General features: G+C 62.8%; 18 protein-coding genes. 13 read left to right on the top strand and 5 right to left on the bottom strand.

Annotated elements, in window-relative coordinates:
* The 6 genes from FJW07_RS20485 to FJW07_RS20460 form a co-directional block, all read left to right on the top strand.
* Positions 1-751, top strand: a 751-nt coding sequence (locus FJW07_RS20485) for a replication initiator protein A (protein ID WP_140858489.1), incomplete at its 5' end; no start/stop codon positions are given.
* Complete coding sequence (locus tag FJW07_RS20480; protein WP_140858487.1) at positions 748-1,239, top strand: DUF2840 domain-containing protein; 492 nt, start codon at positions 748-750, stop codon at positions 1,237-1,239. The genes FJW07_RS20485 and FJW07_RS20480, both read left to right, overlap by 4 nt.
* Positions 1,236-1,781 carry a S26 family signal peptidase gene (locus tag FJW07_RS20475; protein WP_140858486.1) on the top strand — a complete coding sequence of 182 codons (546 nt, stop codon included), beginning with the start codon at positions 1,236-1,238 and terminating at the stop codon, positions 1,779-1,781. Before FJW07_RS20480 ends, FJW07_RS20475 begins: the two co-directional genes overlap by 4 nt.
* Before the next feature lie 37 nt (positions 1,782-1,818).
* The gene (locus FJW07_RS20470) at positions 1,819-2,148 is read left to right on the top strand and encodes a DUF736 family protein (protein WP_140655627.1); all 330 of its coding nucleotides are present in this window, start codon (positions 1,819-1,821) and stop codon (positions 2,146-2,148) included.
* Entirely contained in the window at positions 2,145-2,921 is a 777-nt protein-coding gene (locus FJW07_RS20465; RefSeq protein ID WP_140858484.1) for a lytic transglycosylase domain-containing protein, read from the top strand. Before FJW07_RS20470 ends, FJW07_RS20465 begins: the two co-directional genes overlap by 4 nt.
* Before the next feature lie 243 nt (positions 2,922-3,164).
* A complete protein-coding gene (locus tag FJW07_RS20460; RefSeq protein WP_140858483.1) occupies positions 3,165-4,904 on the top strand; it encodes a VirD2 family relaxase/mobilization nuclease in 1,740 nt (579 codons plus the stop codon).
* A gap of 394 nt (positions 4,905-5,298) precedes the next feature.
* On the opposite strand, the gene FJW07_RS20455 is transcribed toward FJW07_RS20460, so the two are convergent.
* Together FJW07_RS20455 and FJW07_RS20450 are read right to left on the bottom strand one after the other, a co-directional pair.
* A complete protein-coding gene (locus tag FJW07_RS20455) occupies positions 5,299-6,609 on the bottom strand; it encodes a type II toxin-antitoxin system HipA family toxin (protein ID WP_140858481.1) in 1,311 nt (436 codons plus the stop codon).
* Positions 6,609-6,863, bottom strand: a complete 255-nt coding sequence (locus tag FJW07_RS20450) for a helix-turn-helix transcriptional regulator (protein ID WP_140645573.1) — start codon at positions 6,861-6,863, stop codon at positions 6,609-6,611. The genes FJW07_RS20455 and FJW07_RS20450 overlap by 1 nt, the downstream gene beginning before the upstream one ends.
* A gap of 294 nt (positions 6,864-7,157) precedes the next feature.
* On the opposite strand from FJW07_RS20450, the gene FJW07_RS20445 reads away from it, so the two are divergent.
* Both FJW07_RS20445 and FJW07_RS20440 read left to right on the top strand, forming a co-directional pair.
* Entirely contained in the window at positions 7,158-9,143 is a 1,986-nt protein-coding gene (locus FJW07_RS20445; protein WP_140858479.1) for a conjugal transfer protein TraG, read from the top strand.
* Between the two features lie 5 nt (positions 9,144-9,148).
* Positions 9,149-9,586: a CopG family transcriptional regulator gene (locus FJW07_RS20440; RefSeq protein WP_140858478.1), complete on the top strand. Its 438-nt coding sequence runs from the start codon at positions 9,149-9,151 to the stop codon at positions 9,584-9,586.
* Positions 9,587-9,699: 113 nt separating this feature from the next.
* On the opposite strand, the gene ehuB is transcribed toward FJW07_RS20440, so the two are convergent.
* The gene (gene ehuB, locus FJW07_RS20435; RefSeq protein WP_246680824.1) at positions 9,700-10,704 is read right to left on the bottom strand and encodes an ectoine/hydroxyectoine ABC transporter substrate-binding protein EhuB; all 1,005 of its coding nucleotides are present in this window, start codon (positions 10,702-10,704) and stop codon (positions 9,700-9,702) included.
* Positions 10,705-11,027: 323 nt separating this feature from the next.
* On the opposite strand from ehuB, the gene ligD reads away from it, so the two are divergent.
* Entirely contained in the window at positions 11,028-12,797 is a 1,770-nt protein-coding gene (ligD, locus tag FJW07_RS20430; protein ID WP_140858476.1) for a DNA ligase D, read from the top strand.
* A gap of 308 nt (positions 12,798-13,105) precedes the next feature.
* On the top strand, positions 13,106-13,543 hold the full coding sequence (locus FJW07_RS20425) for a hypothetical protein (RefSeq protein ID WP_140655650.1): 438 nt from the start codon (positions 13,106-13,108) through the stop codon (positions 13,541-13,543).
* A gap of 78 nt (positions 13,544-13,621) precedes the next feature.
* Here the strand turns inward: FJW07_RS20425 and FJW07_RS20420 are convergent, their stop codons facing one another.
* Entirely contained in the window at positions 13,622-14,089 is a 468-nt protein-coding gene (locus FJW07_RS20420; RefSeq protein WP_041002492.1) for an Lrp/AsnC family transcriptional regulator, read from the bottom strand.
* A gap of 126 nt (positions 14,090-14,215) precedes the next feature.
* Between FJW07_RS20420 and FJW07_RS20415 the strand changes: the two genes are divergently transcribed.
* The 3 genes from FJW07_RS20415 to FJW07_RS20405 all read left to right on the top strand — a co-directional run bounded on the left by FJW07_RS20415 (position 14,216) and on the right by FJW07_RS20405 (position 18,734).
* Positions 14,216-16,597: a transketolase gene (locus FJW07_RS20415; protein ID WP_140858475.1), complete on the top strand. Its 2,382-nt coding sequence runs from the start codon at positions 14,216-14,218 to the stop codon at positions 16,595-16,597.
* Between the two features lie 131 nt (positions 16,598-16,728).
* Positions 16,729-17,667: a kinase gene (locus FJW07_RS20410; protein ID WP_140858473.1), complete on the top strand. Its 939-nt coding sequence runs from the start codon at positions 16,729-16,731 to the stop codon at positions 17,665-17,667.
* On the top strand, positions 17,661-18,734 hold the full coding sequence (locus tag FJW07_RS20405; RefSeq protein ID WP_140858471.1) for a PLP-dependent cysteine synthase family protein: 1,074 nt from the start codon (positions 17,661-17,663) through the stop codon (positions 18,732-18,734). Before FJW07_RS20410 ends, FJW07_RS20405 begins: the two co-directional genes overlap by 7 nt.
* On the opposite strand, the gene FJW07_RS20400 is transcribed toward FJW07_RS20405, so the two are convergent.
* Positions 18,729-20,066 (bottom strand): threonine synthase, encoded by a 1,338-nt coding sequence (locus FJW07_RS20400; protein ID WP_246680823.1) that lies wholly within the window; start codon positions 20,064-20,066, stop codon positions 18,729-18,731. The two genes, FJW07_RS20405 and FJW07_RS20400, sit on opposite strands and share 6 nt — an antisense overlap.
* Positions 20,067-20,189: the final 123 nt, after the last annotated feature.

Raw genomic sequence — 20,189 nt, 5'->3', positions numbered from 1 at the left:
ATACGAGATGCTTACCTTCATCGGCCGCGGTGTCTCGAAGCGAGATTACCTGCGCCTCAAGGCGGCACTCGATCGCCTGCAGTCGACAAGCGTCGTCACCTCCATCCGCCAACCCGCGGAGGGCCGGCGCCATCGTTTCTCGTGGATCAATGAATGGCAGGAGCGCTGCGGTCGAAACGGCCGCCCGCTCGGCGTCGAATTGATCCTGCCGGATTGGTTCTATCGCGCCGTCATGGAGGATGCGCTGATCCTGACCATCGACCGCGCCTATTTCGGGCTGACGGGCGGCCTGGAGCGTTGGCTCTATCGGCTGGTACGCAAGCATGGCGGGCGCCAGCGCGCCGGCTGGCGTTTCGACATCCGACACCTGCATCGGAAGTCCGGCAGCCTCTCGCCGCTCAAGCGCTTCGCCTTCGAACTGCGTGACATCGTGCGGCGCCAACCGCTCCCCGGGTATCTTCTGTTCACGGAGGTCGAAGCCAGCGGCCGCGTGTTGTTGGCTTTCGAACCGGCGCCGGGGCCTGTGGACAGCGTCGTGCCATCAGGAACCCGAACCATCGTGCCATCGGGAACCGCCTCCTCGTGCTTTCGGGAACCGCGATCGGCTCTAAGCGACGGGCCCGAAACGGGAAATCGCGCTCCTAACTTAGAGTCTAACTCCCAATCTAACAGTCTTGCGGAGAAGCCACGGACTGGCGGCGGGGAGCAGAAGCGGAGGTGCGTTGGCCGGCGCGAGGGAGACGACACATGATGCCGTCTTCCCAACCGACGCCGCGTGGCGGCCTCACGACGGTCGAGCTGATCTGGATCGAGAAGCGGATCGAGCACCGCATCCGCTTCGGATGCCCTGCGCACGAGACGATCATCGACAAGCGGCGCCGCGTCGTCGGATTTGCGCCGGGCAGTGTCTTTGCGTTCCTCCGCTGGGCGGCAAGTGACTTTGGCACCATCGTTTCGAGGATAGACGTCGTGCGCGCCGTCTTGCCCGCTGAACCTTACCAGACGCTGCCTTACATCCGGCCAGGCGGCGAGATCCTGCTCAAGATTGCAGGCTGGGACAAGGTTGAGCGGGTTCTCCAACTTATCGATGCGATCGAGGCGATCGGCCTCGATCCGGTCGACGCCGCCCCTGAGTACTGGCGTCAGACCCACAACCGAATGGTTGCCGGCGGAACGCCGTGTGCCTATTCGCTCGAGCAGCACCGGGCCTTTCTGTTGCGCAAGCGAGCGACATCATGAGCCGCGCCGCTTGCATGGCCGCGACGCTTGCGGCCGTCGTCGCGACGGCCGCTCCGGCTGCCGTGGAAATGCCGCCGCTGCTGCTATGGAACGCGTCGGCCAGCGCGCCCCTCGGGCTCTATGCGATCCGGAAAATGGCCGCTCCGGCGGCTGGCGCGCTCGCCGTCATCGAACCGCCAGAGACCGTCGCTCGGTTCGCCGCCGAGCGCGGCTACCTTCCGCTTGGTGTGCCAATGCTGAAGCGCATTGAAGGGCTTCCTGGACAGGAAGTTTGTCGCGTTGCCGGCGTCATCATGGTCGACGGGATCGCGATCGGCACCGCACTGGAGCGCGATCGTAACGGACGCGCGCTGCCTGACTGGCAGGGCTGCCGCACTATCGCCGCCGCCGAAATCTTCGTCATGAACCGGAAGGTCCAGGACAGTCTCGACGGCCGCTATTTCGGCGCGTTCCCGGCGAGCTCGATCGTCGGACGCGCGCTGCCGCTTTGGACAGACGAGAGGGGCGATGGCCACTACACCTGGCTCGCTCCCGCGAACTGAAATTCAGCACATCCAACAACAGGAAGGAGATAGTCCAATGGCCGAGATCGGCGTCTTCCAGGAAACAGAATCCGGTTACTCCGGACGCATTCGAACACTGCTCGTGGATGCCGAGCTTGTGCTTGTCCCGATCAGGACGTCGAACGGCAATGCGCCGGATTTTCGCATCCACATCGGCGATGGCAGCGGCCCCGAGGTCGGCGCGGCCTGGAAGGAAACCGGGCAGACGGCTGGCGACTATCTGTCTTGTCGACTGGAGGATCCGCTGTTTGGTCGACGCTTTCGCGCCGGTCTCTTCCGATCCGACGACGGTTCCTGGTCGCTGCGCTGGATCCGGCCGAAATGGCGGCCGGAGCGTGCTCGATGAGTGGGCTATCGGCGCCGAGATATGCGGACGAAAGCCGACCCGTCAGTTGCTTGCCTGGTCGGAGGCAAGCACGTTGGCTTGTCGCTGGCACGCTGATCCTCTGCCACGCGATCACGGGGGCGGCCGCACAATCCGCGCCGGTCTCCCACAAATCCGCCGACGATGCATATGCCGCCCACATCGCCGAGGCGTCGCATCGCTTCCGCGTTCCTCAGCTCTGGATACGGGCAGTCATGCACCTCGAGAGCGCCCGCGACCCACGTGCCGTTTCGCGAAAGGGTGCGGTGGGTCTGATGCAGATCATGCCCGAAACCTGGGCCGAGCTGCGCCTTCGTCACCAACTGGGCAGCGATCCCTATGATCCGCACGACAACATCCTTGCCGGCACCGCCTATCTTCGCGAGCTCTATGATCGATACGGTTCACCGGGTTTTCTCGCCGCCTACAATGCGGGACCGGGGCGCTACGAAGCCTCCTTGAGGGGCCGGCCGCTGCCGGCCGAAACCCGCGCCTATGTTGCAAAGCTTCGCCCTTTGTCGGGCGGCGGTGATGCGACCGGCGCGCTCACCGCCAGCCATAGCAAGGCCGTCACGTGGAAGGCCGCGCCGCTGTTCATAGTGCGGTCCGGGTCCCTGGCCGGTTCCGGTCTTTCGTCCGGAGAACACGCTTCCGTCGAGGTCGCATCGTCTCCGTTGGTGCGCGAACTCTTCGCGGCCAGTTCGCAGCCGCGGCAACTGTTCACTGGGTCCGACGTCCGGACATCGCAGCGATGACGAAGTGTCCGTCAAATCGCCCCGCGGCATCTCTTTGGACGTCGCGGCCTTTGAGGCACATAGGGCACGAGGCAACAACCGACGGATGGCAAGATAAAAGGGCGCACATTGTGCTGCGGTCGGTTGGTTGCATTTGCTGGGTGTTTTGCCGCTTCCCGCACATTGCAGCGCCACGGCGCAATGTGCTGAGAACAGGCAAATCATTGTATTTGCCGTACTTATGGCAAGGTGAGGGCCGGTGCCGTGTCCGATGAGCACGAGTTCCGCATCCGTCCAGGCCGCATTCGCTCGACGCGAGCCCAATCGTCGCGGCCCTTCATCGCCCAGGCGCTTGCGGCGGCGCAAAAGGCTGGCGGCGGCGTATCGCGCTCAGGCCGGATCGGGACAGGCAACAGTTCGCGGTTCGGGCGGGGCAGGGCAGCGAGCCTTCAAGCCAATCGCTTCCTCACCGCCCGCTCCCGCATCTGCATGATCAAAACCCGCGTGGTTCGCCATTCGAAACGCGGCGCGCCGCTGGCGACCCACCTCAATTATCTGCGGCGCGAGGGGGTCACACGCGACGACGCGAGAGCCCGCATGTTCGGACCGGAGGTCGACGATGCGTCGACCTCGGATTTCGTCGATCGCTGCAAGGACGACCGGCATCATTTCCGCTTCATCGTTTCGCCCGAGGATGCCGTCGAGATGGCCGACCTGAAATCCTTCACCCGTGATCTCATGTGGCGCATGCAGAAGGATCTCGGCCCGACGCTCGACTGGATCGCGGTCGATCATTGGAACACCGACAATCCGCATGTCCACGTCATCCTGCGCGGCCGGGCCGACGACGGCCAGGACCTCGTGATCTCGCGCGACTACATCAGCCGTGGCATGCGCGATCGCGCCAGCGAGCTCGTCACGCAGGACCTTGGCCCCCGGTCGGATCTTGAGGTCCGCCGGCATGTCGAGCGCCAGGTCGAGGCCGAGCGGTGGACCGGGCTGGACCGCCAGTTGCTCCGCGACGCACGCGACAACGGCGTCATCGATCTAGCACCGCGTGCCGATCGCCAGCCTGACGAATTCATCGCGCCAAAGATCGGGCGGCTGCGCAGGCTGGAAACGCTCGGCCTGGCCGAGCAACTCGGTCCTGGCCAATGGATCCTCAGCGAGAGAGCCGAGGCGACGCTGCGCCAGATGGGTGAGCGCGCCGATATCATCAAACGCCTGCATCACGCATTCTCAGCCCGCGGCATCGAACGCGCGAGCGCCAGCTATGTGCTGGCCGCAGAGACCATCGGCGAGACGATTAGCGGCCGTCTGATCGAGCGCGGACTGGATGACGAACTGAGCGGCAGTGCCTATGCAATCATCGATGGCGTCGACGGTCGTTGCCATCACGTGCGGCTCGCCGATCTCGAGGCGGCGGGCGACGGTGCGCCGGGTGCGATCGTCGAACTGCGCAAATTCGAGGACGCTCAGGGACGCCCGCGGCTGGCGCTTCCCGTGCGCTCCGACCTCGATGTCGACAGACAGGTGGTTGCTGAGGGGGCAACCTGGCTCGACCGGCAGGCGCTTGCCCGTCCTGCGGCGGCTCTTTCCGACGGCGGCTTCGGCGCCGAGGTGCGCCAGGCGCTCGATCGGCGCGTCGAGCATCTGATCGGACTAGGGCTGGCTGAGCGGCGGCCGGGCGGGACCGTTTTTGCCGGAAACTTGATCGACACGCTGCGCCGAAGGGAGCTCGAGGCGCTGGGCGGCAGGATCGCGACCCAGACCGGCCGCTCGTTCAACCGTGCGGCAACCGGCGAATCCGTGTCCGGCACCTACAGCCAGCGCTTAGCGGTTGCGTCCGGCCGATTCGCGATGATCGATGATGGCCTCGGGTTCCAGCTCGTGCCCTGGACGCCTTCGCTCGAAAAGCATCTTGGCCAGCATGTCAGCGGCAGCACTCGCGGCGACGGCGGTGTCGATTGGAGCTTTGCCCGCAAGCGCGGGCTAGGTCTCTAGCAGCTGAAAGAATGGATCCTGCCATGTCGGCCGCCAAATCCGTCGGCAGCAGATCCCCACGGTTTTCCTGAGCGTGGTGTTGACGACTTCGACGGCGACACAATCGCGGCATGGAGACTTGGCGTTCGGCCGCACCTCGGGCCGCGCTGGTCGATCGCGCCGGCTTGCCCGTCCACTTATGCGCCTGCGCGCGCAGGAGGCGGGCGAACGCTACCAGGCCTTCATGACGGTGCGAGACGGCCTGGCGAAAGGGGCGAAGCTGCGCCAAGATTTCGGAAGTTAGCGATGCCGTGGGTCCGAGAAGAGGCAGTCTTAGCTGCGCCGCAGGGGATGTCGATATCGAATGTGCGGTCGGGCAGCCCAGAATTCTTGTCCGGCCGCCCTCTGAGCTTGATCAGCGTGTCTCGGCGAGGATGATCGCGCGCCTGATTATCGCCGATCTGACCGACTCGACGAGCTGCGCGGGAAAGTGACGTGGCAACGAAGAAATCACGGCCTCGGTCCGCCTCTCGGCATTTTCGGAGATGTCTTCGAGGACCTTGCGCATCAGGGACGTCCCCACGCCGGAAACGTCGGCGGTCTGCATGAAATGGCGGGGCACAATTTCATGTATGGAATAATGCCGGCCTTTGCCGGCAGACATCGCCAGCTTGAATTTCTTGCGAGGGATCTGGCCAGCATCAAGGCTGGGCTGCGCGGTCAGCACGTCATAGAGCGGCGTCATCCGAAACCGCCCGCCGGGCCCGAGAAAAATGCTGAAATTCTTGGCGTGGCCGTCGGTCGCGCCAATGAGCCAGAATATTATGCAAGCACGCAAAAACAGCGAGATGTCGTCTTCGGGCCGGTCACTGCCCTTAAGAAGCTCGATAATCGACGGCATGCGGGGACCGCCCTCTGACTGGTACTTGCGTGTCGGCGGGACCGACAGTGCTTGACACATATCCTCCTGTGGTAGGCGCATGAGACGGCCATCCCTGGCCCACAACCGATCGAACCGCTCGACGATCAGCGTACGGCGCTCCCCGAAGTCGGCGATCTCAGTTCTGGCGGCGGGAACGCCGAACGCGTCGATCAGCTTAAGGCACAGATATTCGTTCTCAACGCTGTTGGAGAGATCGATGCCATTCGGCAACCTGCCGATCTGCGGTTTCAGGATGTGGGTGGTCGCCGCCGTGCCGACCGGCTTGTACCAGCGTCCGTCCTTGCGTAGCAGCGCCGTCTTTTCCTGGGCGCCCGCGATCGAGATGCGGAAATCTTCATCCTCGCCGAGGCCAAGTGGGGCGACCGCGAGGTTTGCGATTATCCCGGCGATATCCTTTTTGCTGGCCGGCTTGCCGTCGCTGCTACCAGGACTGCCGGGATCGACGCCATCAGGCAGGAATTGCAATGCGCCGACGCAGTCATGGCCCAGGGCGGCAAGCATGCTGTAGGCGTCGGTGCCATCCGCCCCGACGCGTTCAGCAATACGCTTGCGGATGGCGTCATTGTCGGGAAGCAGGTTGTCGAAGACATTGACTACAGGCGCGCCGATATAGCGGTCCTCCCGCAAGGGAAGCGAAAGCGAGACAGGGAAGGTACCGTGCCAGTCCAGCCATTCGCGGGCATATTGAAAGTCCACGGCGCCGGTGGATTGCCTGCGCAGCACGCCCACCAGCCGACCGTTCACGAAGACATTGAGCGGCGTGTGAGCCGGTCGCCGCGCCATCAGAACAGGTCCGCGATCTCGGTCGCGCTGCTTTTGCTGCGCGGGCGAACGACGAGTTCAAGGTCGAGGGCGGAGAGCGCAGCCATCAACGTACTGAGCTGCACTGCCGGCTCGCCGGCTTCAAGGCGAGACACGGTGGCCTGACGCAGGTGGATCCGGCTGCCAAGCGTCTCTTGCGTGAGGTCGGCTTGCCTGCGGGCGCGACGCAGAATGGCGCCGAGTTGCTTTTCGTTACGAGCGATCTGTTCGGTCATGATAGTCTCCTGAGCATATATACGCGATCGCGTATGACTTGGCAATATACGTGATCGCGTATAAATCTACCGTATACGCAAATGCGTATAGAGATCGGATATACGCAATCGCGTATGATGTTTGCTGCTCAAATCCCGCAATCCAGGAGGACGGCGCCCTCGCTCGCGCCCCGGGCTCTTGGGCTTCCCGATTCCCTGTCTTCCTTGCCGACAGTACGACGCGACGCGATCGGCGTGAGCCCGCTGTTGAATCTCGCGCCAACCTTGCTGACCTCTCGCCACAAGGAGAAGCGAATGTCGGGAACGAAAGTCCTTTGGGGACAGATTGTCGTGGTCATCTTGATCGTGCTCTTCACGATCTGGGCCTCGACGCAATGGTCCGCCTGGCAGCTGGGCTATCAGGAACGGCTGGGAGCGCCTTGGTTCGTCATTGGCGGCATGCCAGTCTATTATCCGCCCGCCATCTTCTGGTGGTGGTATTTCTACGACGCCTACGCACCAGCCATCTTCGCGCGCGGCGGTCTGATTGCCGCCTCGGGCGGCTTCATCGCGATCGCCGTAGCGATCGGCATGTCGCTATGGCGTGCCCGCGAGGCGAGGGAGGTCGCGACCTATGGCTCCGCGCGCTGGGCCGAAAGAAGCGAGGTGCAGGCGGCAGGCCTGCTTGCCCCCGACGGCGTGGTGCTGGGGCGCTATGGAACTCATTATCTGCGCCACGACGGGCCCGAGCATGTGCTTTGCTTTGCGCCGACGCGTTCGGGAAAGGGTGTCGGGCTTGTTGTGCCGTCGCTGCTGACCTGGCCTGGCTCGGCAATCGTCCATGACATCAAGGGCGAGAACTGGGGTCTGACCGCCGGCTTCCGCGCCCGCCACGGCCGGGTTCTGCTGTTTGATCCGACCAATGCAAGATCGGATGCATACAACCCTTTGCTCGAGGTTCGCCGCGGTGAATGGGAAGTCCGCGATGTGCAAAACATCGCCGACATCCTGGTCGACCCCGAAGGCTCACTCGAAAGGCGCAATCATTGGGAAAAGACGAGCCACGCGCTGCTGGTCGGCGCGATCCTGCATGTGCTCTATGCCGGACCGGACAAGACGCTTGCTGGCGTCGCGGCATTCCTGTCCGATCCGAAGCGGCCGATCGAATCAACCCTGGCCGCGATGATGACGACTCCGCATCTTGGGGAGGGTGGTCCGCACCCGGTCATCGCCAGCGCAGCCCGTGAGTTGTTGAACAAGTCGGACAATGAACGCTCCGGCGTGCTCTCGACCGCCATGTCCTTCCTTGGGCTCTATCGCGATCCGGTGGTGGCGGAGGTGACGCGCGCATGCGGCTGGCGCATCGCCGACCTGGTCGCCGATCCTCGTCCGGCGACGCTCTATCTCGTCGTTCCACCCTCCGACATCAGCCGCACCAAGCCGCTGATCCGTCTCATCCTCAACCAGATCGGCCGCCGTCTGACCGAGGATCTGCAGGCGAGGGCGGATCGGCATCGATTGCTTCTGATGCTGGACGAGTTCCCGGCGCTCGGACGGCTCGACTTCTTCGAATCCGCGCTCGCTTTCATGGCCGGCTATGGGTTGAAAAGCTTCCTGATCGCGCAGTCCCTCAACCAGATCGAGAAGGCCTACGGCCCGAACAACTCTATTCTGGACAACTGTCATGTAAGGGTCAGCTTCGCGACCAATGACGAGCGCACCGCCAAGCGCGTCTCGGACGCCCTTGGTACGGCAACCGAGCTGAAGGCGATGAAGAACTATGCCGGTCACCGGCTCTCGCCATGGCTCGGTCATCTCATGGTCTCGCGCTCGGAGACGGCGCGGCCATTGCTGACACCCGGCGAGATCATGCAACTGCCGGCAGGCGACGAGATCGTCATGCTGGCGGGGACGCCGCCGATCCGGGCGAAGAAGGCGCGCTATTTCGAAGACCCGCGGTTGCGGGAGCGCATCATGCCGCCACCGGCTATCACGGGTCGAGCCGTGGCGGAGCCTGACGATTGGACGACGATTCCGTTGCCGCTTCCTCAACCGGGTGCGGCAGCCGCAACTGCCGTGGCGAAAGTCCATGGCGAATCGACCGAGTCCGAATTGCGACGTCAGCCCGAGCTCGATCCACTTCTGCCGGCTGCGGCGGAGCTGCCGCCCGTCAACGAATTCGAGATCGAAGCGCCTGACGAGGCGGATGATCTCGCCGCGAGCAGCAGCCGCATGGCTCGCCTTGTTCGGGGCGTGGCGCGTCAGATCGCGCTCGATCGGGACGACGGCATGGAGCTGTGAAGGTTGTGACGGCAAGAAAGAAAAAGGTCCAGATTTCCGTCTATCTCGATCCTGCCGTGATGGCCTTGCTGGTCGAGTATGCCGCCCGGCGCGATCGCTCGCAGTCGCTCATTGCTGAGGCGGCGATCGCCTCATTCCTCTCTCCGGATGCCGAAGCGCAACGCGAGGCGGCGATCTCCAAACGTCTCGACCGGATCGATCGCCGGATCGCGCGGTTGGAGCGCGACGTCGGCATCTCAGTTGAAACCCATGCGGTATTCGTCCGCTTCTGGCTTGCCACCACTCCGGCCTTGCCTGAGCCGATGGCCCAGGCAGCGCGCGCCAAGGCAAGCGAGCGCTATGAAGCTTTCCTTTCCGCGCTTGGCAGGCGCCTGGCCAAGGGGCAGAGCTTGCGGCAAGAAATCCCCGAAGACATCGCGCCATCCAGCGATCCTGAGCGATAGTGATGTGGCGGCCTGCGGGCGGAGGCGCCGCCCGAGCTCGCGCGGCGCCACCAGGTCCTGTTGATTGACTAGTTCGAGGAGGGCATCGGCCGGGCTTCCCGTTGCTGACCCGGTCAGTTGGCGGCTCCGCATAATTGCGAGGTCGTCAAGCCTGGCGGCACGTTTTCGGTAGGGCCAAATCCGTACTTCGCCATGATGGTGGCAATCGTGCCGTTCGACATCACCTTGGCCAGCCCTTGGTTGTAAAGGTCGCGCAGGTCACCATCATCCTTCCTGAACGCGATCGCGACGTAGCTGATCGACTTCTCGTCGGTCGTGAATGGGTTGGCGCGCTCCAGATCGGGGCTCTTTTTGCCGGCCAGCAGCCCGATTGCCGTCGGGGAAGAAAATACCGCGGCGTCGATACGGCCGGCGCGCAGTGCCGCGATGTTGGTCTCGACATCGGGAAACTGCAGGATCCGATCCTGAGGGACGCCCTCGGCGATGGCGTTCTGGATGACATTGCTGCCGCGGCCGCCGCCCATGATGGTGTCGGATTTCTTGGCAAGATCCGCATAGCTATGGATCGCCTTGGGGTTGCCGGCGAGTACGATCGCCGCGTCGTCCTGCCTCAGATCGGGAGCGCCGAAGGCGACCTGCTGGCATCGCGGCGGCGTTATCGACAAGCCGGACGCCACGGCATCGAAACGCCCGGCCATCAAGCCAGGGATCAACGCACCGAACTCGGTGACCTCGAAGTCGATCTGCTTGACGCCGAGATCGGCGAACGCTGCTCTGAGCAGGTCCGGATGCCAGCCGAGCAACTCGCCGGTTCCTTCCTTCTTGTAGCCCCATGGCGAACGGTTGTGGATACCGATCACAATCCTGCCCTCTCTCAAGATGCGTTCCTTTGTCGTTTCCGCCGTGGCCGGCAGCACGGATCCAACAATCGCGGCATAGACGATGCAGGCCAGGCCAATGGCGGCCGATCGGGCTCGAAATTTCATCGTGCAGTCCTCCCATGAGATTGAGTTGCGCGCAGGGGTTCGGCCCCAGCCGTTCAACGCTACGTTGAGGGCAGCCAATGCGTCAATATAGATATACAAAATATGTACAAAATATTGCCGCCCCTCAAACAATGGGAGGCGAGGTGACCGGGCCGAATATTTGGAGTCTTCAATTTTCCGGGCCCCAACCCCGCAGACGATGCAGATCAGCAGACTCTCGGTCAGGCGCGCTTTTCACCGTTCGGTCTTCCTACTCGAGCCCTCTTTGGCGGCTCACCGCTGGATTGACCTTTGAGCGAATAAGGCTCAGCGCACGATCATTGCTACAAGGTTTCTAAAAGCTTCAGAGGCAAGCAGCCGACCGCGCCGGCGGCCGCGATCATATTCAATTTTGCTAAACTCTTCGGAACCGATTGCTCCGCCCGGTTTGAATCCCGGTTCAGGAGTTCGAGTGCATGCGTAAATCGATCGGTCACCTCGCCTTCATCGAATTTCAGTCACCGACGCTGGTCGAGAACGCTCCTGCCGACACGGACTGGCTGCACGAAATCAAATACGATGGCTACCGGACTGAGCTTATCGTCCAAGGTGGCGCGGCACGTGCTTTCACGCGCCGCGGCTATGACTGGTCACACCGATATAAGCGTATCGTCCAAGCGGCGGCGAATCTATCGGTCAAATCCGCAATCCTCGATGGCGAAGTAGTCGTCCTTGGTAAGACTGGCTTACCGGATTTCCAAGCTCTCGAGCGAGAGCTGGGGAATCCGGACTCGCCGAAGCTCATGTTCTTTGCGTTCGATCTTTTGCACCTTAACGGCCGAGACCTTCGACAGCAGCCGCTAATTGAGCGGAAAGCTGCTCTGCATAGACTCTTGCAGGAAACGGCTCCAACGCTGACCTATGCCGAACATCTGGAAATTGGCGGTAATGACGTGTTCGACCATGCCTGCCGTATGGGCTTGGAGGGCAACGTCTCAAAGCAGGCTTACTCTCCTTACCGATCCGGTGTCCAAGCGAGCTGGCTCAAAGTGAAGTGCGTAAAGAGCGACACGTTCCCGATTGTAGCATTCGTTGAAAAGCTCGGAGCCCAGCCGCGCCGCATTGCTTCTTTGTATATCGGCAGATGGGAGGGCGATCGGCTGCTTTACGCGGGAAAGGCGCAGAGCGGCTATACGCTGGAGGCAGCCCGGCGGGTTCGTGAGCGGCTTGATCCGCTAATCATCAGCAAATCGCCTCTTTCGGAACCGATCAAAAAGCCCAAGGCAACTTGGGTGCGGCCGGAGATGCTAGCTGAGGTGCAATTCAATGGCGTGACCGACCGGGGCATCTTGCGCGAGGCGGTGTTCAAGGGGTTGCGCGAGGATCTCCATGTGATCCCGGCGAAGCCGCCGTCGCCCTCCAAGCGCAGGTTGGAGAGCCAACATGGCGTTCCTCGCGAGAACATTCTCCAGCTGTTACCCGATGCTGTTGCACCTTCCAAGGAAGAGATTGCGGGCTACTGGCGGCGAGTGGCCGACCGAGCGCTGGTTCATCTGGGCCGACGACCGCTAAAGCTGGTCCGTCATGCCTTCGGTGCCACATTCTATCACAAGGGACCGCTGCCTCCCATACCAGCGTCGGTGCACCAGCTGCGGGTGCAAAAACGCGAAGGCGGCGAAGGTGTCCGGGTCTGGGTAGATGGTCTCGACGGGCTGCTTGGGTTGGTCGAAATGGATGCCGTCGAGCTACATCCTTGGAACGCTACGGTTGACGATATCGAGCATGCTGACCAGCTCGTGCTCGACCTCGATCCTGGCGAAGGCGTGCCATGGAATGCTGTGATCGAGGCGTCGCTGTCGCTACGTGACATCATGGAAGCGGCTGGGTTGCGGAGCTGGCCGAAGGTCACCGGGGGCAAAGGCATTCACCTGACGGCTTCGCTGGCTTCGGGTGTGACCCACGACACGGCGCGGCAACTGGCCAAATCGCTCGCCCAGTGCCTCATCGATGCTAAGCCGGACCGTTACCTCTTGTCAGCCGATCCAGCAGCCCGACGGGGTCGCATCTTCCTCGACTATCTTCGCAACGGGCGCGGCAATACTGCAGTCGGTACGTTCTCGCCACGAGCGCGGCCCGGCTTTCCTATTGCCCATCCTGTCACATGGACGCAGATCGAGCGGGGAATCCGGCCGGACGCCTTCACCATCGACCATCCATTCAGGGCTGCTGTTCGAAAGGCAGCGTAGTGAGAAGCCGCTTAACTTGCGGCGCTTAGTTCATCCTTCTTGGAAGCGAAGGCGAGTAACCACGGGGCCCAAATCACATTTAAGACCTCCGCCCACTTCGATGCCGACGTGCGCTTGCGAAAGGCCATCAGAACCCGGGTCCAGCCTTGCACTCAGTAAGCTAGCCTGACGAGCGCCATCAGGTATGCGTGCCCAAAGCACCAATTTCGTCTAGGCGCAACATCCGAGGATCGTGTGCGTTCTTTAAATTGGAGAGCTGCGGCCGATCTGCCGTATCTCATGCGATGACAGGTCGGAGGCGGCCAGAAATGTCCAAGTTCAAAGAGGCCCTTGAGCGGGGCAAGAAAGCTCACCGTCGGCAGGACGAGAGCGCGGATGGGCATACTCCAAAGGTGGACTTTGGCGCCCAAGCCAGAGCTTGGCTAACGGAGGTCGTCGTTGCGTCGTTGGAAGCGGCCAAGGCAGACGTGGCGGGAGAGGTGACCATCGATATAGAACCCATCCCACGCCCCGAGGATAGCGCCATTGCGCCGTCTGTTGAATTCCGAATCTACGGGAGTGGAGCAGTGGAGAAAAACCACGCAAGGGCCTTCAAGGTCAGCGTTTCGATAAGTGGGGAGGCGTCGGTTTCTGCGCCCGGTATGGTGGCGGAAGATATAGGAAGCATTGGCGATAAGTCTGACCAACGATTCCGCCAGTTGCTGGCGAGATTGATCGAGGATGCGGCCAGGGACCGCCGATCTTGAGGCGCATCCGCCCTCGATCAGCGCAAGGCCACGCAGACCGGCTGCTGCCGCGATGGCCGTCGCGGAATACTCGCTCGATCAGATTGGCAGCACTTCCGAGCGCTTGACCTGGCCCAGGGCGAAACTGCTTTCGATCGAAGCGATATTGTCCAGCCGCGTCAGCTTGTCCTTGATGAACCGTTCATAGGCCTCGAGGTCGCGCACCACGATGCGCATCAGGTAGTCGCGCTGGCCGGTCATCAGATAACAGTCGACCACCTCCGGCCAGCGAAGCACGGCTTGCGAGAACCGGTCCAGATCGTCCTCGCGTTGCCTTTCAAGCTTGATCGATGCGAAAGCGCTGATCGGCAGGCCGAGCTTCTTCTGGTCGACGACCACGGTGTAGCCCTTGATGACGCCGGCGTTCTCCAGGAGCCTGACGCGCCGCGCGCAAGGGGAGGGCGAAAGTCCGACGGCTTCGGCGAGGTCGTTCGAAGTCGCCTTGGCGTTCTTCTGCAGCGCGGCGATGATCTTCAGGTCGATTGCGTCAAGCGCCGGATTTGGCATGTTTCCCTCATCCGTGGGCCGTAATTGGCTGGATCAGCCAATATCATCGATCGCTTTGTACAAGAATAGCCACATTCGGAAGATCGACGCAGGTATCGTTGAGGCGCGATTTCACAGGAGCCGACGATGACGATCCTTTCCGAGCTTGAGCGCAAGGTCCTCTGGCTGGCCGTCTGGATGATCCATCACGCCAACCATCTTCGCGAGTCGACGGACGGCCTCAAGGTCGGCGGCCACCAGGCGTCTTCGGCGTCCGCCTCGACCTTGATGACGGCGCTCTACTTCAAGATCCTGAGGCCGCAGGACCGCGTCGCCGTCAAGCCGCATGCCAGCCCGGTTTTCCATGCCATCCAGTATTTGTTCGGCAAGCAGACGCTCGAGCAGCTGCAGAATTTTCGTGGCTATCGCGGCGCGCAGTCCTATCCGTCCCGAACCAAGGATATCGACGATGTCGATTTCTCGACCGGGTCGGTTGGACTGGGAGTCGCGCAGAGCCTGTTCTCCTCCCTGGTCCAAGATTATGTCAGCGCAAAAGGGTGGAAGACCGATCAGCCGGAAGGCCGGATGGTCGCTCTGCTCGGCGACGCCGAAATGGATGAAGGCAATATCTTCGAGGCGCTTCTCGAGGGCTGGAAGCACGGCCTGCGCAACACCTGGTGGATCGTCGACTACAACAGGCAGAGCCTGGACGCGGTGGTGCGCGAAGGCCTGTGGCAGCGTTTCGAAACCATCTTTCGCAACTTCGGCTGGGATGTGGTGATCCTTAAACACGGGACATTGCAACAGGCCGCCTTCGAGGAGGAGGGCGGCGAAAAGCTGCGGGCCTGGATCGACGCATGTCCCAATCAGCTCTATTCCGCGCTGACCTTCCAGGGCGGCGCTGCATGGCGCAGGCGCCTGCTGGACGATCTGGGCGATCAGGGACCGGTCAGCCGCCTGATCGAGAAGCGCAGCGACGATGAGCTTGCCGTATTGATGGCAAACCTCGGCGGCCACGATCTTGAGACCATCATCGATGCCTTCGAAGAAGCGCGCGGGCATGATCGCCCGACCTGCTTCATCGCCTATACGATCAAGGGCTTCGGCCTGCCGCTCGCCGGCCACAAAGACAACCACGCCGGATTGATGACACCGGCGCAAGTCGAAGCCCTGCGCCAAGGTATGGGAGTGGGCGAGGGCCGCGAATGGGACATGTTCGAGGGCCTCGCCTACGACGAGGCTGCGATACGATCCTTCCTCGCGTCGTCGCCTTTCGCGCAGGCAGCCCCGCGTCGTCACAATGCCACAGCTATTCCGGTGCCAGCGCGCATCAGCTTCGGCGCTCAGCCGTCCATGTCGACACAACAAGGTTTCGGGCTTTTGATGCACGAGATCGCAAAGTCGGACAGCGATTTTGCAAGCCGTGTCGTCACGACATCCCCCGACGTCACCGTCTCGACCAATCTCGGCGCCTGGGTAAACAAGCGGGGTCTGTTCGCGCGCGGCGATCAGGCGGACATTTTCCGCGAGGAGCGCATCCCCTCCACCTTCAACTGGACGTTTGCGCCGTCGGGGCAGCATATCGAGCTGGGCATCTCCGAGATGAACCTTTTCACGATGCTTTCGGCGCTCGGCCTGTCGCACTCGCTTCACGGCGAGCGACTGCTTCCGGTCGGAACCCTCTATGACCCCTTCATCGAGCGGGGCCTCGATGCGCTCAATTATGCCTGTTACCAGGACGCCCGCTTTATCCTGGCCGCGACGCCCTCCGGCGTGACGCTGGCTCCCGAAGGCGGAGCGCATCAGTCGGTCGCCACGCCGCTGATCGGCATGGCGCAGGACGGTCTCGCGACGTTCGAGCCGGCCTATGTCGATGAACTGGCAATCATCCTGCGTTGGGCATTCGAGTATATGCAGCGTACCGGCGAAGCCGAGCCTGACGACCATACCTGGCTGCGTGATCAAACCGGGGGTTCGGTCTACCTGAGGCTCTCGACGCGCTCGATCGAGCAGCCGACACGCCCGATGGAAAGCAAGCTGGCGCGCGACATCGTCGATGGCGCCTACTGGCTGCGCCCGCCCGGCCCGAACGCCGACCTGGTGATAGCTTACTCCGGGGCAGTCGCGCCGGAAGCGGTACAGGCGCTGGGCTTGATGGCCGGCGATCGGCGCGATGTCGGGCTTCTGGCCGTGACCTCGGCTGATCGGCTGAACGCCGGCTGGTCAGCCGCGGCCCGGGCGCGCCAATACGGCCATCCGCGCGCCTCAAGTCATGTCGAGCGCCTTCTGGCCGGCCTTCCTGCTTCCTGCGCCATCGTTACGGTCTTGGACGGGCACCCCGCGACGCTCGCTTGGCTGGGGTCGGTCCATGGCCACCGTACGCGCGCTTTGGGCGTCGAGCATTTCGGCCAGACCGGCACGATCGCGGATCTCTACCGGCATTACGGGATCGACGCGCAAGGTATTATGGCCGCGGCGCAAGCGGTTTCGGTTGGCCGGCCGCTGAGGCACCTCGGCTCCGCCGCCTGACGATCGATCCCACATCGTCTCCGGCTGGCTCGTTCGACAGGAAGTCGTCAATACCGGAATTCCTTGAGGGCGGGTGTCAGCCGTCGGCGCCATCCTCCTCCGCTGCGAGAGAGCGTGGGGGAGAACTGAAAATGGCTGGCGCCGGCGATTTTATGAGCCGTGAAACGCTGCGGTCTTCGATCGGGACGGGAGCGGCGATAGCGCATCACGGCGAACTCATCCAGGGCGTCTTCAAGGATGATGGCGGGCGCCTTCATCGCGGGCTCGTCACGCTGCCGGTCGCCGGTTTGAGGTCCGAGGCCACCTTTGCCAGAACAGACGGCGATGCGGTCATTGTCCACCCTGATCATAAGGTCAAGGCGTCGTCAGCCGCGCGGCTCACGCTCGATTTCTTGAAGGTAACCGGCGGTGGCGTGCTGACACTTCAAAGCTCGATTCCCGTGGGGCACGGCTACGGCTCATCGACCGCGGACGTCGTCGCTTCCATTCGCGCCGTAGCCGCGGCCCACAAGGTCCAGTTACGCCCCTCGAGCATCGGGCGTCTCGCCGTTGCCGCCGAGCGCGCCAGCGACGCGATCGCATTCGATGAGCATGCGGTCCTGTTCGCGCAACGCGAGGGCACGGTGATCGAGAATTTCGGCGGCTCGCTGCCGCCGCTGCTACTGGTCGGGTTCAAGGCGAGTGGCGGCGTCCCGGTCGACACATTGCAGCTGCCGCCGGCGCGTTACGACAGCGCCGAAATCCAGGAATTCGGCGTGCTTCGGGCGCTGGTGGCGCGGGCGGTCTACCTTCAGGATCCGAATCTTCTTGGACGTGCCGCCTCGGCCAGCGCCTTGATCAGTCAACGGCACTTGCCGAAAGAGGGTTTCGACGAGATCGCCGAAATCGCCAGGCGGGCTGGAGCGTGCGGGGTGCAAGTCGCCCATAGCGGCTCGTTGTTTGGTCTGATTTTCGATCTTTTCGCATTGAATCTGAAGCGACGGGCAGCTTTGGTCGCGCAACAGATAAGGCGCGCCGGCTTCAAGGAAGTCGAGGTCCATCTGGTCAATGCGGAGGGCTGGACATGGTGACCCTCGCAGTTGACTATTTCAGGGATCTTGAGACCCCACGCCTTGCTCGCCTGGCGCCAAATTTGGTGGCGGCGGCTTTTCCATTGATGAAGCTGATGCCGGCCCGCTACATCCTGGATAGGGCAGCGTCGAATGGCGAACTGAAGGCGGGGTCCCACATTGTCGAGACGACGTCCGGCACCTTCGGCATGGCGGTGGCGCTGCTCGCGGCGGCGCGTGACTATCGCCTTACCCTCGTCACCGCTTCAACGCTTATCGATGCCAAATACAAAGCCCGGCTGGAGCGCATCGGCGCCACGGTCATTGCACTTGACGATCCGCGCGGTGACGGCAATCAGCCTGGCCGGCTTGAGCGCCTGCAGGAAATCCTGGCCAAGGAGCCGGACGGCTTCTGGACCCGCCAATACGACGGTCCGGGAAATTGGCTCGCCTACGCGCGGCTGGCTGAACTGTTCATCCGGGCGGTGGGCAGGGTTGACTGCCTGGTCGGCTGCGTCGGCACTGGCGGTTCGCTATGCGGCACCGCGTCCTTTCTGCGAACGGTCTTTCCCCATCTGACGGTGTTTGCCGTCGACACCCATCGCAGCATTCTGTTCGGGCAGCCCGTCGGCAAACGCATGCTGCGGGGCTTGGGCAACAGCGTTCTGCCGAAAAACGTCAGGCATGAGCTTGTCGACGAGATCCATTGGGTTGGCGCCTATCCGGCGTATCTGAGCGCGCACCGTTTGCTGCGCGAGCACGGTATATTCATGGGGCCGACCAGCGGCGCCGCCGCGTTGGTGGCGCAATGGGTTGCAACGACCCTGCCGTACGCGCAAGTAGCGGTCATCATGCCTGACGAAGGCCATCGCCATGCCGAGACTGTCTACAATGACGACTGGCTTTCGACCCTGCCTGGCTGGCCCTGCAAGGACTTGTCCGAGCCGAGGACGCTGACGACAATCGCACCGGCCGCAGAGGCGCAATGGACGCGCTTTCTTTGGCTGCGCCGTAGTCTCGACGATGTGCTGAAAACGCAGACAGCAAGTGAGGTGCCATCGGCTATTGGTGCGGTTGAGAATCTATGAGACGAGATCCAGCCCGCCTTTGTCCAGCCAGTGCCAGGCGTCGTCCGTCGTCTGGAAGATCTGATCGTGTTCGTTCGATCCGGTGGACCGATCGAGGTCCTTGAGACCGCTGGCGGTCACAACGGTCACGACGCGGTCTGTGGCTGCGATGATACCTTGAGCCTTCAACGTCGATATTGCGATGAGCGGCGTGACCGACGCCAGTTCGGCAAAGATCCCTTCATCCCGCGCAAGGCGTTCCTGCATCGCGATCAGGCCGTGATTGTCGACGGGGACGGCGTGCCCGCCGGATTCGCGCAGAGCCTTCAGAGCCTGAAAGGTGCTGCGCGGCGTGCCGATCGATACGGCAAGGCTGTCGAAGAGCATCTTGCGTTCACTCAAGGCATCGGCGCCGCTGGCAAGCGCGTCCGCCAACGACCCATGCACCTCCGCGGCGACGAGACGGGGCAGCTGCGTGATCGTCCCTTGCGCGTACAACTCGCAAAAGCCCGCCCACACGCCGGACAACGCATCGCCATAGCAGACCGGCAGGACGCACCAGTCCGGCGCCCTGCCATCCGATTGCTCGACGATCTCGTAGGCGATCGTCTTGTAGCCCTCGATGCCGAGTGGATGGCTGCCCACCACCGGACCGTGATAGGGCGAGGCGATGAACCAGTCATAGCGGGCAGCCGCCTGTTCCAGCAGGGACCATCGGTCCATTTTGTTGACCAGGGGCAGCACCGTCGCGCCATATTTTCGGATCTGCGCCAGCATCGCGCCGGCCGACCCGGCGAACGTGGTGACAACGCACTTCAGCCCGGCTTTGGAAGCGTAGGCCGCCAGCGAAGCGCCGGCGTTGCCAGAGGAGGCGGTCGCGACGAACTTCGCGCCACGTGCGCGCGCCACGCTGACCGCGACGGTCGAGAAGCGGTCCTTATGCGACCAGGTCGGGTTTCGGCCTTCGTCCTTGATTGCGAGGTTGGGCACGCCGAGAACCGCCCCAATGCGCGGCGCCGCAAGCAGCGGTGTCAAACCCTCGCCAAGGCTCACTGCATCCGCGCCTGTGCAAGGCAGCATATGCGCAAAACGCCATAGCGAGCGCGAGGGGGTGGCGCCCTCCAAGGGATGAGGGGGAGGATCCGTATAGACCGGCCGAAGATTTGCGGGTGCGGTCTCCTGACACCGCGCGCACCCCTTGGAGTCGATGGTGATATCGGCGGGGTAGGGGGCACCGCAGCGGATGCAGACGAATTCCAGGACCCGGCTTTCTTCCGTTCCGGGTCGGCTGATCTCGCCTGAGGAATGCACGGAACTGTTGTGCGCGAGGTCGCGAAACGGCCGGCTCGGCATGGCTATTCCTGTGTCAGGAAACGATGAATTCGCTGGTTGTTTCAAACAGCCAACAGCACCGCTGTCAATGCGGAATGTGCACTATAGTGTGTCGCACCATAATGCGCGTCGTAGCATCCGTTG

It is taken from the genome of Mesorhizobium sp. B3-1-9, assembly GCF_006439595.1.
In the GTDB taxonomy this organism is placed as follows: domain Bacteria; phylum Pseudomonadota; class Alphaproteobacteria; order Rhizobiales; family Rhizobiaceae; genus Mesorhizobium.
Note: the sequence above shows the minus strand (reverse complement) of the source record. Positions and strands in the feature narration are given on the sequence as shown.

Bases quoted from the DNA above. Each gene is read 5' to 3' on its own strand.
- FJW07_RS20475 (WP_140858486.1), top strand. From the start codon at position 1,236: ATGAGCCGCGCCGCTTGCATGGCCGCGACGCTTGCGGCCGTCGTCGCG.
- FJW07_RS20425 (WP_140655650.1), top strand. From the start codon at position 13,106: ATGTCCAAGTTCAAAGAGGCCCTTGAGCGGGGCAAGAAAGCTCACCGT.
- FJW07_RS20465 (WP_140858484.1), top strand. From the start codon at position 2,145: ATGAGTGGGCTATCGGCGCCGAGATATGCGGACGAAAGCCGACCCGTC.
- FJW07_RS20455 (WP_140858481.1), bottom strand. From the start codon at position 6,609: ATGGCGCGGCGACCGGCTCACACGCCGCTCAATGTCTTCGTGAACGGT.
- ligD (WP_140858476.1), top strand. From the start codon at position 11,028: ATGCGTAAATCGATCGGTCACCTCGCCTTCATCGAATTTCAGTCACCG.
- FJW07_RS20400 (WP_246680823.1), bottom strand. From the start codon at position 20,066: ATGCCGAGCCGGCCGTTTCGCGACCTCGCGCACAACAGTTCCGTGCAT.
- FJW07_RS20415 (WP_140858475.1), top strand. From the start codon at position 14,216: ATGACGATCCTTTCCGAGCTTGAGCGCAAGGTCCTCTGGCTGGCCGTC.
- FJW07_RS20480 (WP_140858487.1), top strand. From the start codon at position 748: ATGATGCCGTCTTCCCAACCGACGCCGCGTGGCGGCCTCACGACGGTC.
- FJW07_RS20450 (WP_140645573.1), bottom strand. From the start codon at position 6,863: ATGACCGAACAGATCGCTCGTAACGAAAAGCAACTCGGCGCCATTCTG.
- FJW07_RS20405 (WP_140858471.1), top strand. From the start codon at position 17,661: ATGGTGACCCTCGCAGTTGACTATTTCAGGGATCTTGAGACCCCACGC.
- FJW07_RS20445 (WP_140858479.1), top strand. From the start codon at position 7,158: ATGTCGGGAACGAAAGTCCTTTGGGGACAGATTGTCGTGGTCATCTTG.
- FJW07_RS20470 (WP_140655627.1), top strand. From the start codon at position 1,819: ATGGCCGAGATCGGCGTCTTCCAGGAAACAGAATCCGGTTACTCCGGA.
- FJW07_RS20420 (WP_041002492.1), bottom strand. From the start codon at position 14,089: ATGCCAAATCCGGCGCTTGACGCAATCGACCTGAAGATCATCGCCGCG.
- FJW07_RS20410 (WP_140858473.1), top strand. From the start codon at position 16,729: ATGGCTGGCGCCGGCGATTTTATGAGCCGTGAAACGCTGCGGTCTTCG.